This is a genomic window from Planctomonas psychrotolerans, from assembly GCF_008642235.1.
Taxonomy (GTDB): Bacteria; Actinomycetota; Actinomycetes; order Actinomycetales; family Microbacteriaceae; genus Planctomonas; species Planctomonas psychrotolerans.
In genome coordinates, this window is sequence record NZ_SJEV01000001.1 from 2013860 (window position 1) to 2029127 (window position 15268).

Sequence of the window (15268 nt, forward strand, 5' to 3'; positions counted from 1 at the left end):
TAGTCATGCTGGAATCCGTGACCTCTGCGGCGCTCTCGAGCGCCCTCGACGGTCTGGCGTTGCGTCAACGCACCATCGCGAACAACATCGCCAACGTCAACACCCCGAACTACACCGCCAAGCGCGTGGCGTTCGAGGACGCCCTCGCCACGTCGGTGCGAGCCGGGAACGGCGTCGTGCAGGCCTCCACCGCCCGCTCGCTCGAGCCGACGCGTCTCGACGGCAACAACGTGAACCTCGACACCGAGACCCTGTCCAACGTCGACACGGTGCTGCGCTACCAGTTCGCGTCCCGCGCCGTCGAGGGACAGTTCAGCAGCCTGCGCACCGCGATGCGGACCAGCTGATGACCTTCGACGCCATCGGCATTGCCGGGTCCGGACTCACGCTTCACCGCAAGTGGCTCGACGCCGTCTCGGACAACCTCGCGAACGTCAACACCGTCACCGCGACCGACGGGGCCGCCTTCCAGGCGCGGTACGTGATCGCACAGGAGGGTGAGGGCACCACCGGCGCCTACGTCGCCGGGGCGGCGTACGGCAGCGAGGCCGGTCGCATGGTCTTCGAGCCCGACCACCCGCTCGCGGATCCCGAGGGCTACGTGCGGTACCCCGACATCGACCTCGGCGCCCAGATGGGCCAGCTCATCATGGCGCAGCGCGGCTACCAGGCGAACGCCGCCGTGGTCGACCGCGCCAAAGAAAGCTACGAAGCAGCACTGCAGATCGGTCGTTCCTGATGCCTCTGTCCATCCTTCCGGTCTCCGGCGTCACGGGCGTCGCCCCGACTGAGATGCTCTCCGCGCCGACGGTCGCCACGACCGGCGCCGGCTTCGCCACGGCCCTGGCCGGTGCCGTCGACGGCGCCCAGCAGTTGTCCGGCGCCTCGAAAGAGCTGGCGATCAAGGCCGTCACCGGTGACCTCACCGACATCCACCGGGCGACCATCGCCTCCACCCGCGCACAGGTCACCCTCGAACTCGTCGCCGCCGTGCGCAACAAGGGCGTCGACGCGTTCAACGAGATCATGAGGATGCAAGCCTGATGCCCGTTCCCCTTCGCGACCTGCTCGGCCGGGTCGGTACCTCGGTGCGCGAGTTCACCATCGCGCAGCGCACCATCGCTCTGATCGGTGTCGCGGCCCTCGTGCTCGGCGTCGTGGCGCTCTCCGCCTGGATGGCCAAGCCCTCCTACACGCCGCTCTTCTCCGGCCTCCAAGCGGCCGACGCCAACGTGATCGTCGAGCAGCTCCGCACCGACGGTGTGCCCTACGAGCTGACCAGCGGTGGCGGCACCATCCTCGTGCCCGAGGAGAGCGTCTACGACCAGCGGCTCAAGGCGGCCGCGGCGGGACTGCCGAGCTCCAGCACCGGCGGCTACTCGCTGCTCGACAACATGGGCGTCACCTCGTCGGAGTTCCAGCAGTCGGTCACCTACAAGCGGGCGCTCGAGGGCGAACTCGCCTCGACGATCGGCGCCCTCGACGGCGTGAAAGTCGCATCCGTGCGCCTCGCCATCCCCGAAGCGACCGTGTTCGTGGCGGAGACCAAGGATCCCACCGCGTCGGTGTTCGTGGAGACCGATCGCGGTGCGACACTGAACGCCGACCAGGTGCAGGCGATCGTGCACCTCACCTCCGCCTCGATCGAGGGCATGACGCCCGAGAACGTGGCCGTCATCGACGCGGCGGGCACGGTGCTCTCCGCCGTCGGCTCCGGGGCGACCGGGGGAGCGGACAAGCAGGCCGCGGACTACGAGCAGCGCGTGCGGGGAGCCGTGCAGACGATGCTCGACCGCGTGGTCGGTGTGGGCAACGCGTCGGTCGTGGTGGCCGCCACCATGAGCACCGAATCCGGTGAGCGCGTCGAAGAGTCGTTCACCACACCGGAGGGCGCCCCGGCGCTCAACGAATCGAGCACCACCGAGGACTACACCGGTACGGGTGGGAACGCCGCCGGCGTGCTCGGACCCGACAACATCGCGGTACCCGGCGGCGCGAACGGTGACGGAACCTTCACCTCGGAGTCGGCGACCCGGAACAACGCGGTGAACAAGGTGACCGAGTCCACCATCATCCCGGCGGGCGCCGTTGCACGCCAGACGGTGTCGGTCGCGCTCGACTCGGCCGCCGCGGGAGCGGTCAACGTGGGCAACGTGTCCGACCTCGTTGCGGCCGCCGCGGGCATCGACGCCGTGCGCGGCGACGTGGTGACCGTGGAGGTCATGGAGTTCAACAGGGACGGTGCGGCGGATGCCGCCGCCGCTCTCGCCGCCGCCGAGGCCGCGGAGGCCGCGGAGCTGCGCTCGTCCCTCATCCGCACCGCCATGATCGCCGCCGCCATCGCGCTGCCCCTGATCGCGGCCCTCATCCTCGTCGCCCGCCGCACGCGTCGCAACGAGCGCGAGGAGCTCGACATCGGTCAGCTCTCCGGCGTGCCCGCCGACTGGGAGGGCGTGACCGTACCCATCGCGATGACCGACGTTCCCCCGCCCATGCCCATCGAGCCGGTCTCGGCACCGGTGCCCGGCCCCGAAGCGATCTCGATGGAGCGCAAGCGCGCGGAGATCGACGCCCTCGCGGAACGCGACCCGGAGAAAACGGCGGAGTTCCTCCGCAACCTGATGGACGAGAGGCAGCCGGTATGACCGACACGATGACGGCGCTCACGGGCAGCCAGAAGGTCGCCGTGATCCTCATGCAGATGGATCAGGCCCGCGCCGCCCTGGTCATGCAGAAGTTCAACGAGGTCGAGGCGGAGGAGATCACCGCCGAGATCATGCGGCTGCGCCGCGTGGACTCCGTGGTGGCCGACCGTGCGATGTCGGAGTTCCACGAGCTCACCATGAGCGGGCGGCGGCAACGCCGTGGCGGCCGGGACGTGGCCGTGGGGCTCCTCGAAGCGTCCTTCGGATCGGAACGAGCCGCGGGGGTCATGGACCGCCTCGCGTCGACCCTCGCCGGCAAGGACTTCGAGTTCCTGCAGTCCGCCGACCCCCGCCAGGTGCTCGCCCTCCTCGAGGGCGAGCTGCCGCAGACCATCGCCCTGGTGCTCGCACACCTCCGGCCGGAGCACGCCTCGACCGTGCTGACCGGCTTCGAGGAGGCGCTGCGCACCGACGTGGCGCAGTGCATCGCCACAATGGGCACCGCCACCCCGGAGGCCGTGAGCATCGTCGCATCGAGCCTCAAGTCCCGGTCGGGTGCGGTCGTCGCCACCCGTGAACCCGTGGAGGTGGTGGGCGGCATCCAGCCCCTCGTCGACATCCTGAACCGGTCGGACAGCTCGACCGAACGCCTGCTGCTCGAGCGCCTCGCCGAGCGCGACCCCGAACTCGCCGAAGAGGTGCGCTCACGCATGCTCACCTTCGCCGACCTGGTGAAGCTCGAATCGCGCGACATCCAGCAGGTGCTCCGCGGCATCGACGCCTCGGTGCTCGCGCTCGCCATGAAGGGCGCCCCCGACACGGTGACCGCGAGCATTCGCAAGAACGTGTCGGAACGCAACCGTCAACTGCTCGACGACGAGATCGCCGCCATCGGACCGGTGCGCGTGTCGCAAGTCGAGGATGCGCGTGCGGGGGTCGTCCGCGCGATCCGTGAACTGGAGGCGCTCGGCAGCATCACCGTACAGCGCGGAGACGAGGACGCATATGTCAACTGAGATCGCCTACTCGCAGGTGGCATACCCGCGTCTGCGGGACGGGGCACGCGAACGCTGGGAGGCGCAGGGCACCGCGCACGGGCACGCCGCCGGTTACGCGGCCGGCCTCCGCGCCGCCGCCGCCGAGCTCGCGGAGCGCATCACCCGCATGGAGGCCGAGCACGAGGCCGCACGGCAGCGCGATCGCGCCACCGCCGACGCCGCGCTCGCGACGCTCGCCGCCGCCACCCGTGCACTCGAGAACCGCATCCTGCCCATCGTCGCCGAGGCGGAGCAGGTGCTCGCCGCCACCGCCATCGACCTCGCCGAAGCCATCGTGGGACACGACATCCGGTCCACCGACAGTCCGGCACTCGCCGCGATCACCCGCGTGCTGGCGAGCGTGGAGCCCGCGCACGTGCGCACGGTGCGCATGAACGCCGACGACCTCGCCACCCTCGATGCCGACACGCGCGCCGCCGTGGGCATGCACCTCGTCGCCGACCCGTCGCTCGGCCGGGGGGACGCGATCGCGGACCTTCCGCACGGTTTCCTCGACGCGCGCATCGACACCGCACTGTCGCGCATGCGCGCCGCACTCACCGAAGGTCCGTCATGATCACCACCTGGCGTCCGCACCCCGAGGCGCTCGCCCTCGCCCGTGCGGCGGCACGTCCGGAGCGGGTGGGCTCCGTCGCATCCGTCGTGGGCCTCGGCGTGGTCGTGGCCGGTCTCGACTGCGCGATCGGCGACATCGTGACCATCGGCGACGGTGCGGGCGTCGACGCCGAGGTCGTGGCCGCGACGACCGAGGGTGTGCGCTGCATGCCCCTCGGGCGCATGGCCGGTGTCCGCTCCGGGACGCCGGTCCGGTCCAAGGGCGCGCCGCTCCTGGTACCCACCGGTCGCGGGCTCTTCGGACGGGTGCTCGACGGACTCGGCCGCCCTATCGACGGCAAAGGTCCCCTCGACATCGACGCGATGGTGCCGCTCGACCACGACACCCCGTCATCCATGCACCGCGCCCGCATCGACACGCCGCTCCAGCTGGGCGTGCGCGCGCTCGACACGCTGACCGCCGTGGGCAAGGGGCAGCGCATGGGCCTCTTCGCCGGATCCGGCGTGGGCAAGTCCTCGCTGCTCTCCATGATCGCCCGCGGCACCGACGCCGAGGTGTCCGTGGTGGCACTCGTGGGCGAGCGCGGCCGTGAGGTGCGCGAGTTCCTCGAAGACGACCTCGGCGCCGAGGGCCTCGCCCGGTCGATCGTGATCGTCTCCACGTCGGACGAGCCGGCGCTCATGCGCCTCCGTGCCGCGTTCGTGGCCACCCGGATCGCCGAGTCGTTCCGCGACCGCGGCGCCGACGTGATGCTGATGATGGACTCGCTCACGCGCGTGGCCATGGCGCAGCGTGAGATCGGCCTGTCGGTCGGCGAACCGCCCGCGACGCGCGGGTACCCGCCGTCGACGTTCTCCGTGCTCGCCTCGCTGCTCGAGCGGGCGGGAACGGACGCGACCGGCTCGGTGACGGGAATGTACACGGTGCTCGTGGACGGCGACGACCACAACGAACCCATCGCGGACGCTGCCCGGTCCATCCTCGACGGACACATCGTGCTCGACCGCAAGCTCGCGGTGGTGGGTCACTTCCCGTCGATCGACGTGCTCGGCTCGGTGTCGCGCGTGGCGTCGAAGGTCATGACGCCCGAGCAGGGCGGGGCGGCGACCGCGTTGCGCAAGGTGCTCGCCGCGCGACGGGCGGCTCAGGACCTCATCGACGTGGGCGCGTACCAGCGCGGAACCAACCCGCTCGTGGACGCCGCCGTCGACAACGAGACCGCCATCAACGCGTTCCTGCAGCAGCGGATGACCGATCAGACGCCCGCGACCGACGCCTGGCAGCGACTCGCCGGCCTCACCCGATCGTTCGGAGCGGCCTGATGGCGCGCACTTTCGCCCTCGCGGGCCTGCTCCGCCTCCGCCACGTGCAGGAGGACGAGGCGCAGAGCGTGCTCGCCGCCGCCAACGCCCGGGCGCGGGAGGCCGCCGTGCGGAGCGCCATGGCGCGTGCGCAACTCGAGAACGGGTCCCAGCTCGACGGCGTGTTCGACTCGTCCGCACTCCTGGCCGTGGCCGCTGCGCGATCCTCGGCTCGCAGCATGCTGGCCGAACTGGACGCCGTGGCGCAGGGGCACCAGGCCTCCGCCGAACAGGCGCAGGTCGCGTTCTCCGCCGCACGCGCCCGCTCGATCGGCCTCGAGAAGCTCGAGCAGAAGCACAACGCCGTCGTGGCCGAGGAGGACGTGCGCAGCGAGCAGATCGTGCTCGACGAGATCGCCTCCACCGCCTGGAACCGCGGGCAGGAGGACGATCGATGACGATGACCATGGCCGACACCGTCGGACGAATCGCGCAGATCCAGAACACGCTCACCCAACTGTCCCGACCGGGCACTCCGACGACTTCTCCCGCCTCGGCCACCGCGTTCGCGGGCACGCTGGCGAATGCGGCGGCTCCTGTTGCCACCGAGGCGGCGGCGAGTTCCGGCGCGGCGGTCGTTACGGCCGGCGCGTCCGGGTCTTTCGCCGCATCCGGTCCGTCCGCCACCGCTGGCGTGGCCGCCGTTCCGCGTCTCCCGGGAGCAACGGCCGGCGTGACCGGGCACAGTGTGGTGAGCGGTGCGCAGAAGTACCTGGGCGTGCCCTACGTGTTCGGAGGCGAGGACGCGAGCGGAATGGATTGCTCCGGACTCGTGCAGCGGGTCTTCGCCGACCTCGGCATCGAGGTGCCCCGACTGGTCTCGGGCCAGGCGGCGCAGGGCACCGAGGTCGCGTCGCTCACCGACGCGAAGCCGGGCGACCTCCTCGTCACCCACGGCAACACCCACATCGTCATCTACGCGGGCGACGGCAAGATCATCCACGCACCGCGCCCCGGCAAGGACGTGCGGCTCGTCGACAACTACCTCGGAGACGCCGACATCAAGACCATCCGCCGCATCGTCCCGGCCGAGGCCACCGCGGCGGCAGCCGCGTCCGCGCCGAGCGCCATGGGCGCCGCCACCCCGCCGACCGATGTCCTCACGGCCGCACTCCGGTCCGCTCTCGCAGGAAGCGCCTCATGACCATGTCCTCGCTTCCGTTGCGCCCGGCTGCGGCGGCCGCGACCCCGACCGCTGCGGCGGCCGGAGCGGTCGCGCTCGGCGGAGCCCCGTCGGCGGCGAGCGCCGCCGGATTCGGAGCCGCGCTGCGCGAGGCGCTCGGAATCCCCGTCTCCGCTCCACGTCCCGCCGCGGAAGCCGCTGCCTCTTCCGCCGAGTCGGCTCCGGACGGCGCCGACTCCGGGATCGAGGAACTCGCCGTTCCCGACGCGCTCGTCATCCCGGACTCGCTCGCCGCATCGACGGGGGAGTGGTCGACCGGGTCGAGCCCGGCCGACGGCGCGACGCCTGAGGCGGCCGTGGCCCCGACGGATGAGGTGCAGGTCACGTCGAGTGCGGCGCCGGGCACGGTCCCGCCGGGGGCGGCGGACGGTGCACGGCCGCTCCCCTTCACCGCGGGACTCGCCCGATTCGTCGACCCCACCACCGGAGCCCACGCGGTCACGGGCGAGGCGCCCATGACCGCGGGTCCCGCCCCCGTCGGAGCGACCGGAACACACACCTCGTCGGACACGCAGGACGGCTCGCCGCACCGGTCCGCGGCCGTGTCAATGGCGGCATCCGGAAGCGCGCCGACCACCGCGACCGCACCTGTGTTCCCCGTGCCCTCGCCCGCTACGAGACCCGCGAACGCGCTCGCGACGACACCCGCGGAGGCACCGGCGACCGCACCCGGCACCGCACCGGTGCCCCGGGGTGAGGCGCCCATCCTCGCGGGCAGCACGCCCGCGGGGGTCGCGACTGGCGCTGCGGCCACCGGATTCCCGGCCGTCCCCGCCACCATTCCCGCCGCCCCGGCACCGCTCGCGCCGGCCCCGGCAGTCGTCCCGTCCACCGGCGCCCCGGTCGTCACCGGGACCTCGACGCCGGTCGGTGCGATCCGTGCCGAAGCAACGGAACCGGGTACCTCGGGCAGGAAGGCGGTTCTCGCACCGGGAGCCGCATCCGCGTCGTCCAGCGCGTCCGCGTTCGCCGCATCGGCGGTGGCGCAGGCCGTCGGAACGGCACCCGTCGCCCCGACGGCGGCGGCCGTGGCCACCGCCCCGGCACAGCCCGCGGTACCCGTGCCGTTCGCCACGCAGATCGCGCGCCCGGTGTTCACCCTCGCGGCCGCCGGCCCCGGAGAACACACCGTCACCGTCACCGTCACGCCCGACGCGCTCGGCCCCGTCACCGTCCGCGCGCACCTGGCCGCGGAGTCCATGCGGGTCGAGCTGTTCGCCCCGACCGACCTCGGTCGCGAGGCGCTCCGCGGCATCCTCGGCGAGCTCCGCAAGGATCTCGTCACGTCGGGGATCACCGCGAGCCTCGACCTGTCCAGCCAGAACGCACCGGCGGACGCCCGCGACGCTCGCGACGACGCCCGGCGTCACCGCCTGCCCGACCAGACCGACGGTGGAACCGGAACCGGCGCCCGCTCCGCCCGGCACGCGTCCGACGAGGCACCGCGGCTGCGCGTGCTCGGCACCCACTCCACCATCGACGTCCTGGCCTAGAGGAAAGAAGCACCCATGCCCATTGAAGCCGTCACCGCCGCGAGCCCCGCGTCGAACGCACCCGCGGCGCGCGCGCCCAAGCAGACCATGGACGGCGAGGTCTTCATGTCCCTGCTCGTCTCGCAGCTGCGCAACCAGGATCCGAGCTCGCCCATGGACACCAACGAGATGATCGCGCAGACGACCCAGCTCGCCATGATGGAGAAGATCAGCCAGCTCACCACCACCAACGAGGAGAACTTCTCCCTGCAGATGCGGATGGCCGCATCCGCCCTGTTGGGTCAGGAAGTGAGTTTCGCGCGAGCGGACGGCACCTCCGTCACGGGTGTGGCGTCGGCCGTATCGTTCGCCGGCGCGGTGCCCAAGGTGACTGTCGGGGGAGAGGAGGTCGCCATGGACGCCCTCTCCGGCGTGAGGTCCACCTCCGCCCCGTAGCCCGTACCCGATCCGCACCGGCACCGTCCGCACGATTCGCACGTCCGCACTCCACGTCTTCCACACCACCTCCTTCTCACCGAACGCTTCCGAAAGGCACACCATGCTCCGCTCGCTCTACTCCGGCATCTCCGGCCTCCGTTCGCACCAGACCATGCTCGACGTCACCGGCAACAACATCGCCAACGTCAACACCGCGGGCTTCAAGGCATCCGCGACCCAGTTCCAGGACACGCTGTCGCAGATGACGCAGGGTGCGGGCGGTCCGCAGGCCGGGGTGGGCGGCACCAACCCCGCGCAGATCGGGCTCGGCGTGCAGGTGGCCGGTATCGCCACCAACTTCGCGCAGGGCTCCACGCAGGCCACCGGCCGGGCCACCGACCTGATGATCTCCGGCGACGGCTTCTTCCTCACCCAGCAGGGCGGCGAGACCCTCTACACGCGCGCCGGGTCGTTCGACTTCGACGCCTCCGGGCGCCTCGTCACGCCCGAGGGCGGCATCGTGCAGGGCTGGGCCGCGACCAACGGTGTGGTCGCCGAGGGCGGCGCAGTGGGCGACATCCGCCTTCCCGAGGGAAGCATTTCCGCGGCCGTGCCCACCTCCTCGGCGCGGGTGGTGGGCAACCTGCCCACCGACGCCGCGGTGGGTGCCGAGATCGTTCGCGATGTGGTGGTATTCGACCCGGCGGGCGCCACCCGCACGCTCAACCTCACCTTCACACGCACGGCGGGCGGGTGGAACGCCGCCGGTGCCGACGGCGCAGGCGCCACCGGCACCTCCGCCATGACCTTCACCAATGGGCAGCTCACGGGCGGTGGCACCCTCGCCGTCGGCGGTGTGGCCGTCGACCTCAGCGCGGTCACGGGCTTCGCCAAGCTCGCCACGGTGAGTATCGCGGAACAGGACGGGCGCAGCGCGGGCACCTTCACCGGCTTCACCCTCAGCGGTGACGGAACGCTGATCGGATCGTTCAGCAACGGCGCATCCGAGGCCATCGGCCGCATCGTGCTCGGGACCTTCGTGAACCCGGCCGGACTCGAGAAGGCCGGCGGGTCCAGCTACCGCGCCACCTTCAACTCCGGCGCCGCCGACATCGGCGCGCCCGGAACGGGACGCGGCACCGTGACGAGCGGAAGCCTCGAGATGTCGAACGTCGACCTCTCGCAGGAGTTCACCAACCTCATCGTGGCCCAGCGCGGCTTCCAGGCCAACGCCCGCATCATCACCACGTCCGACGAGGTGCTGCAGGAGCTCACCAACCTGAAGCGATAGCACCCGCCTGAACGGGAAAGGGCCCCGGGTCGTCCCCGGGGCCCTTCGTCGCGTGCAGCGGTGCGGCGTTCGGCACCGCAGAGCGGGACCCTAGGCGGCCGGCTGCTTCGCCGCGGAGGTCGCAGGCCGACGATACTCCCCGCTGATGTAGCCGTACGCGCCGAGCAGCATTCCCGCGGCGTTGACGATCTCGACCGTGGCACGGGCACGAGCGCCCACGTCCCGACGCAGCGCGCCCAGCACGACCCGCACACTGCCACGAATGACCATGACGGCCGCGCGGGCGGTCAGTTCGGCCCGCTTGATGCCGCGGCGCAGGGGCGAGCCCGCCAGGTCGAGGGCGACCCGGCTCCAGGTGTTGCTGGTGCGCAGGCGGCGCTTCACGACCCAGGAGCGGGTGGCACGGCTCGCCGGCACGTACTCGACGACCTGGGCCTCCGCGCACCACCGCACTGTTCCGCCGGACGCGATGAGTCCGTGGATGAGCCGAGTGTCCTCGCCACCGGTCAACCCGAACCGTTCATCGAACCGGAGCCCCCGGCCGCGTAGATCGTTCAGGTCGAGCAGCAGATTGTTCGACGAGGCGCCCGCGAGCACCGTGCCGGTCGGTCTTACGGCCGGCTCGAACACACCGCTGGAGCGCACCCACTCGGTCGGCGTGCTGTCGAACTTCGAGACGACCGGACCGGAGACCGCGGAGCAGCGCCACCGGCGCCAGCCGTCGACGTGGCTGGCGAGCCAGCCGGGCAGCGGACTCTCGTCGTCGTCGATGAAGACGAGGAGGTCGTCCGCCGCGGACTCGTCGAGGGCGCGATTGCGGGCCGCGGCGATGCCGGGGGTCCGCTCGTTGGCGTAGCGCACGCCGCGGGAGCCCCAGCCCTCCACGTACTCGGCGGCGCTGCCGTCGGGATCGTTGTCCACGACCAGCACGGTCGCGGGCGGAACGAGCGCCTCCGCCTGCTCCACCAGCTGAGGCAGGATGCGGCGGATGCCCTCCGGACGCCGGAACGTGAGAACCGCGACGACGACGCTCACGGGATCCGGGTGATTCGTCGTGGTCATGTCGGGGTCCCTCGGTGTCGGCGTTCAGGCATGGTGGGAAGAGGCGGGCGGGTCGACCGGCGGCCAGAGCCTCTGCACGGTCTGGCCGAATCGGCCACCGTGGCGGGTGGCGTGCCGATCGGCGGCGATCAGCGCCGTGGCAGCCAGATACAGGTCGAGGTGAGCCGGCTCCGCGGCCGTTCCTGCGGACTGGGCGAGGCGACGAAGGTCGTCGTCGAAGGCGCCGTTCACCGCGTCGGGACGGAGGTCGGGGTCGCTCAACAGCAGGCAGGCGGCATCGTAGAAGAACGGCAGGTCGTCGGCGTCCTCGAAGTCGATGAGCGACCAGTCCGCCTCGCCCTCGACGAGAATGTTCAGACCGGTGAGGTCGCCGTGCGCCGGGATGAGCGGCCAGGTCGCTGCCGCCGCGGCGAGCGCTGGGCGCAGCTCTGGCAGCCGTGAAGCGACGTGCTCCGGGAGCCCCTCGGCGCGGTCGGCGGCTGCCAGTGCCGAGGCGACGACCGCCGTCGCACTCGCGGAACTGTTCTGTTCGACGAGGAATGAGGCCTTGGCCATGAAGTCGCGGGCGATGGCCCTCTTACGACCGGGCGCCAGGGACTCGAAGGCAACCCCGGCTGCGAGGTCCTCGGTGAGGCGCAGCCGGTCCGCACTCAATTCAGCCGCCGGCGCCGGTAGGTACTCGGAAAGGAACCGGCGTCGCTCCGCGTAGTCGGCGGGGTATGGTTCCTCGGCGACGTGGACGACGCGCTTCCGGGCGTCGTCGAACAGGATCAGCCCACCGGCCTTCGTGGCGAGGGCGCGGCTCGCGCCGCCGGCGCCCCGGACGCGGAAGATCATGGGCGGCGCGACGGCCACCGCGACGGTCAGCAGGAGGACCTTGGCGCGGCCGCCCTTCAGGCGGGTCCAGCGGCCCGCCTCGGGGGAGGAGCGCATGCCGCGCGTCACCCGCGCCGCCGAGCCGATTCGCGTCGCGACCCAGAGGCCTGGTTCGACCGATGCACCATTCGCGCGGATCCCGGTCACGATCGTTTCCTTGCTGCGGGACGACAACCCGATGAGGTCCACGAGACCCCGGAGCGAGCTCATCGCCCTCCTTCCGCGGGAATCGAATCAGAGTTCCGAACACTACCAGCCGGATCGCGTCGTCCCGCGGCGGTGGTGTCCCGGCGCGTTCCCCGATCCGGATCATGGCACCTAGCGGGGCGTCATGCGATACCGCCGATCATTTCTTCGGCGACCGATATACGGTTGATCGGTAGGGAAATTCGGGGCGGCTATGTCACGGGCGAGACTCTTCGGCTCGGGCTGCTCCTGACTTGGGCTGTCGTTGATCGTCCTTCGCAGACGGCACCACGTCGATGAACACCCGACGTGGTTGTCGCCCCGTGAAAGGAATGCCCGAATGAACGACCCTCGCCCGGAACCCCGTGTCGACCGCACTCGACTGAAACATACGCCGCCCGATACGCCGAAGGGGCCCTCCTCCGTCGCGGTCCTGCTCGCGGAGTTCTTCGGGACCTTCCTGCTCGTGCTCGGCGGTGTCGGTGCGGCCCTTTTCGCCGCGGACTTCGGAACCGGCACCAGCGGGACGTCGCTCGGGATCGGCTTCGTCGGCGTATCGCTGGCGTTCGGGCTCGCCGTCATGGCGGCCGCCTACGCGTTCGGTCCGATCTCCGGCGGGCATTTCAACCCGGCTGTGACGCTGGGTCTCGCTGCTGCAGGACGATTCCCGTGGCGGGATTCCCTCGGCTACATCGTCGCCCAGATGCTCGGCGGCGCCGTCGCCACCAGCATGATCGCGCTCATCGGGTCGTCCCGCGACGGGTGGGTGCAGGCGGCTCAGGACGGTGGCTTCGCCAGCAACGGCTGGGGAGAACTCTCGCCGGGAGGGTTCGGCATCCTCGGCGCCATCGTCGTGGAGCTGCTGTTCACCGCGCTGTTCCTTCTCGTGATCCTGGGGGTCACGCATCCCACCCGAGGCAACCCGGCGTTCGCAGGACTCGCGATCGGACTCACGCTGACCCTCATCCACCTCGTCACCATCCCCGTCGACAACACGTCGGTCAATCCCGCCCGGTCTCTCGCCGCGGCGATCTACGGCGGAACCGACTCGCTCGGCCAACTGTGGGTGTTTCTCGTGTTCCCGATCGTCGGCGCGATGGTCGCCGGCTTCGCCTACCGGGGAATGTTCGACGGCACGAAGAAGTGAGAACTCCGAGCTGACGACGGGGGCGCTACCCCTGCGTCACTCGAGTTCTGCATCGCGCGGAGGCTCCGCGAGGAGCGCCCGCGCCGCCATCCCGATCACGGCACCGTAGGTGGGATAGGCGAAGCGCACGTTGGCGAGGGTCGCGACGTCGACCCCGGCGGCCATCGCCGTGGTGACGGAGGAGATCACCTCGCCCGCGGTCTCGCCGACCGCGTGGGCGCCGAGGATCAGTTCGCGGCGACGATCGGCGATGAGCTTCAGGAAGCCGCGCTCGCGATCGTCGATCACCGCACGGTCCAGGCTGTCGAAGGGCACCGTCACGACCACGCAGTCCATGTCGCGGTCGCGTGCCTCCGCCTCGCTCAGCCCGACACCGGCGTAGTCGGGATCGGTGAAGCCACCCGCGGGAAGCAGGTGGTGCGGGGTGCGCCGGTTCGCGCCGAGCACCGCGTTCTCCGCGGCCGCCTCGCCCTCGAACTGCGCCGCCTGCACGAGCATGTCCCGCCCGTTCGCGTCTCCGACGGCGAAGATGTGCGGCACGACCGTGCGGAAGTACTGGTCGACCGGGATCGCCGAGCGCTCGACCTCGATGCCGGCCCTGTCGAGGCCGAGGTCGCCGACATCCGCCGGCCACCCGGTGGCCATGATCACGGCATCCACGTCAAGGGACTCCGCGGTGTCGTCGGCGCGCCAGCGCAGCGTGATCGAGCCGTCGGTTGCGCGGCTCAGCTCCTCCACGGTCTCGATGCCGGTGCGTACGTCCACCCCCTGGTCGCGGAACGCGGCGGTCACGTGCTCCGAGATCGACGCGTCCGAGGCCATCAGGACCCGGGGGGCGACGTCGAGCAGCGTCACTTCCGACCCGAAGGCGTTGAAGACGGTGACCAGCTGTGCGCCGGTGTTGCCCGCACCGATCACCGCCACCCGACGGGGGAGCTCGACCAGGGTGAGCACGTCCTCCGGAACGGTCGCGAGCTCCGCCCCCGGCACGGGCAGACGGCGGGAGTGCCCCCCGACGCAGACGAGGATCGATTCGGCGGTGATGCGCCGTCCACTGTCGAGCACGAGGGTCGAATCGTTCTCGAATCGGGCCCGGCCCTCCTGGATCAGCTCGACCCCGGCCGCGGCGAATCGTTCGGCCTCCCGCTTGATGGACCGCACCCGGTCCACCCGGTCATTCACCCGCGCGACGGTGGCGGCCCAGTCGATCGACGGTCGGCCGACGAGGATGCCGTAGTTCCCCGCAGCGCGCGTCTCCCGCACCAGGCGGGCCGCCTTCGCGAGCACTCGCGTGGGCACGCATCCGGTGTTGACGCAGGTTCCTCCCACACGACCCGCCTCCAGCACGACCACCGAGGCTCCGAGTTCGGCGGCCCGCAAAGCGGCGGCGGTTCCGGCGGGTCCGGCACCGATCACCGCGACGTCGTAGCGATCCGCGTGGTCGAAGCGTTCGGTGTTCTCGGAGCGGTCGGAGTGTTCTGGCATGGAGTCCTCCAGGGAAAGGGGTGGGCGCGCCTCCCAGCTTGGTCTCTTCCGTCGTCCGGTGTACCGCATCCGCCAAGCTGGGAGTATGGACATCCGCGACCTCACTCCGTCGGATCTCGACGCCGTCACCGCGCTGTGGGAGGAGGCCGGGTTGACGCGGCCGTGGAATCCGCCCGAACGCGACCTGGAGCGCGCCCTCACCGGCAGCACCTCCACAGTGCTGGGCGGCGTCGATGCCGGCGGTCGTCTGCTCGGCACGGTGATGGTCGGTTCCGACGGGCACCGAGGGTGGGTCTACTACCTCGCGGTTCGCCAGGAGTGCCGAGGCGCCGGTCTGGGAAGGCAGCTCATGGCCGCCGCCGAGGAGTGGCTCCGGGAGCGGGGCGCCGTGAAGGTGCAGCTGATGGTGCGCACGACGAATGAGCACGTGCTGGGCTTCTACGACGCGCTCGGGTACGAGGATGCCGACGTCCGGGTGCGTTCCCAGTGGCTGCGCTGAGATCCGGGC

General features: G+C 71.2%; 17 protein-coding genes. 14 read left to right on the forward strand and 3 right to left on the reverse strand.

Features of this window, described 5'->3' with window-relative positions; translation table 11 throughout:
- Positions 1-5: 5 nt before the first annotated feature.
- The 12 genes from flgB (at position 6) to EY822_RS09335 (ending at position 10004) form a co-directional block, all read left to right on the forward strand.
- Positions 6-347 carry a flagellar basal body rod protein FlgB gene (flgB, locus tag EY822_RS09280; RefSeq protein WP_150308011.1) on the forward strand — a complete coding sequence of 114 codons (342 nt, stop codon included), beginning with the start codon at positions 6-8 and terminating at the stop codon, positions 345-347.
- A complete protein-coding gene (locus tag EY822_RS09285) occupies positions 347-739 on the forward strand; it encodes a flagellar basal body rod protein FlgC (protein ID WP_150308012.1) in 393 nt (130 codons plus the stop codon). Before flgB ends, EY822_RS09285 begins: the two co-directional genes overlap by 1 nt.
- On the forward strand, positions 739-1044 hold the full coding sequence (locus tag EY822_RS09290) for a flagellar hook-basal body complex protein FliE (protein ID WP_150308013.1): 306 nt from the start codon (positions 739-741) through the stop codon (positions 1042-1044). Before EY822_RS09285 ends, EY822_RS09290 begins: the two co-directional genes overlap by 1 nt.
- Positions 1044-2645 (forward strand): flagellar basal-body MS-ring/collar protein FliF, encoded by a 1602-nt coding sequence (gene fliF, locus EY822_RS09295; protein ID WP_150308014.1) that lies wholly within the window; start codon positions 1044-1046, stop codon positions 2643-2645. The genes EY822_RS09290 and fliF overlap by 1 nt, the downstream gene beginning before the upstream one ends.
- Positions 2642-3661: a flagellar motor switch protein FliG gene (gene fliG / locus EY822_RS09300; protein WP_227497159.1), complete on the forward strand. Its 1020-nt coding sequence runs from the start codon at positions 2642-2644 to the stop codon at positions 3659-3661. The genes fliF and fliG overlap by 4 nt, the downstream gene beginning before the upstream one ends.
- Positions 3651-4259 (forward strand): FliH/SctL family protein, encoded by a 609-nt coding sequence (locus tag EY822_RS09305; RefSeq protein ID WP_227497160.1) that lies wholly within the window; start codon positions 3651-3653, stop codon positions 4257-4259. Before fliG ends, EY822_RS09305 begins: the two co-directional genes overlap by 11 nt.
- Positions 4256-5581: a FliI/YscN family ATPase gene (locus EY822_RS09310; RefSeq protein ID WP_150308016.1), complete on the forward strand. Its 1326-nt coding sequence runs from the start codon at positions 4256-4258 to the stop codon at positions 5579-5581. The genes EY822_RS09305 and EY822_RS09310 overlap by 4 nt, the downstream gene beginning before the upstream one ends.
- Positions 5581-6018: a flagellar FliJ family protein gene (locus EY822_RS09315; protein WP_150308017.1), complete on the forward strand. Its 438-nt coding sequence runs from the start codon at positions 5581-5583 to the stop codon at positions 6016-6018. The genes EY822_RS09310 and EY822_RS09315 overlap by 1 nt, the downstream gene beginning before the upstream one ends.
- Positions 6015-6764, forward strand: coding sequence for a C40 family peptidase (locus tag EY822_RS09320; protein WP_227497161.1), 750 nt, complete (start codon positions 6015-6017; stop codon positions 6762-6764). The genes EY822_RS09315 and EY822_RS09320 overlap by 4 nt, the downstream gene beginning before the upstream one ends.
- Positions 6761-8296, forward strand: coding sequence for a flagellar hook-length control protein FliK (locus EY822_RS09325; protein ID WP_150308018.1), 1536 nt, complete (start codon positions 6761-6763; stop codon positions 8294-8296). Before EY822_RS09320 ends, EY822_RS09325 begins: the two co-directional genes overlap by 4 nt.
- Positions 8297-8311: 15 nt before the next feature.
- Positions 8312-8731 (forward strand): flagellar hook assembly protein FlgD, encoded by a 420-nt coding sequence (locus EY822_RS09330; protein ID WP_150308019.1) that lies wholly within the window; start codon positions 8312-8314, stop codon positions 8729-8731.
- Between the two features lie 103 nt (positions 8732-8834).
- On the forward strand, positions 8835-10004 hold the full coding sequence (locus tag EY822_RS09335; RefSeq protein WP_150308020.1) for a flagellar hook protein FlgE: 1170 nt from the start codon (positions 8835-8837) through the stop codon (positions 10002-10004).
- Positions 10005-10094: 90 nt separating this feature from the next.
- On the opposite strand, the gene EY822_RS09340 is transcribed toward EY822_RS09335, so the two are convergent.
- Together EY822_RS09340 and EY822_RS09345 are read right to left on the reverse strand one after the other, a co-directional pair.
- Positions 10095-11066 carry a glycosyltransferase family 2 protein gene (locus EY822_RS09340; protein WP_150308021.1) on the reverse strand — a complete coding sequence of 324 codons (972 nt, stop codon included), beginning with the start codon at positions 11064-11066 and terminating at the stop codon, positions 10095-10097.
- A gap of 24 nt (positions 11067-11090) precedes the next feature.
- On the reverse strand, positions 11091-12152 hold the full coding sequence (locus EY822_RS09345) for a phosphotransferase (RefSeq protein WP_150308022.1): 1062 nt from the start codon (positions 12150-12152) through the stop codon (positions 11091-11093).
- A gap of 316 nt (positions 12153-12468) precedes the next feature.
- On the opposite strand from EY822_RS09345, the gene aqpZ reads away from it, so the two are divergent.
- Positions 12469-13275, forward strand: coding sequence for an aquaporin Z (gene aqpZ / locus EY822_RS09350; RefSeq protein WP_150308023.1), 807 nt, complete (start codon positions 12469-12471; stop codon positions 13273-13275).
- Positions 13276-13311: 36 nt separating this feature from the next.
- Here the strand turns inward: aqpZ and EY822_RS09355 are convergent, their stop codons facing one another.
- Entirely contained in the window at positions 13312-14760 is a 1449-nt protein-coding gene (locus EY822_RS09355) for a dihydrolipoyl dehydrogenase family protein (RefSeq protein ID WP_150308024.1), read from the reverse strand.
- A gap of 85 nt (positions 14761-14845) precedes the next feature.
- Here EY822_RS09355 and EY822_RS09360 point away from each other — a divergent pair, with 85 nt between their 5' ends.
- Positions 14846-15259, forward strand: coding sequence for a GNAT family acetyltransferase (locus EY822_RS09360; protein ID WP_406610190.1), 414 nt, complete (start codon positions 14846-14848; stop codon positions 15257-15259).
- The last annotated feature ends 9 nt before the right edge of the window (positions 15260-15268 follow it).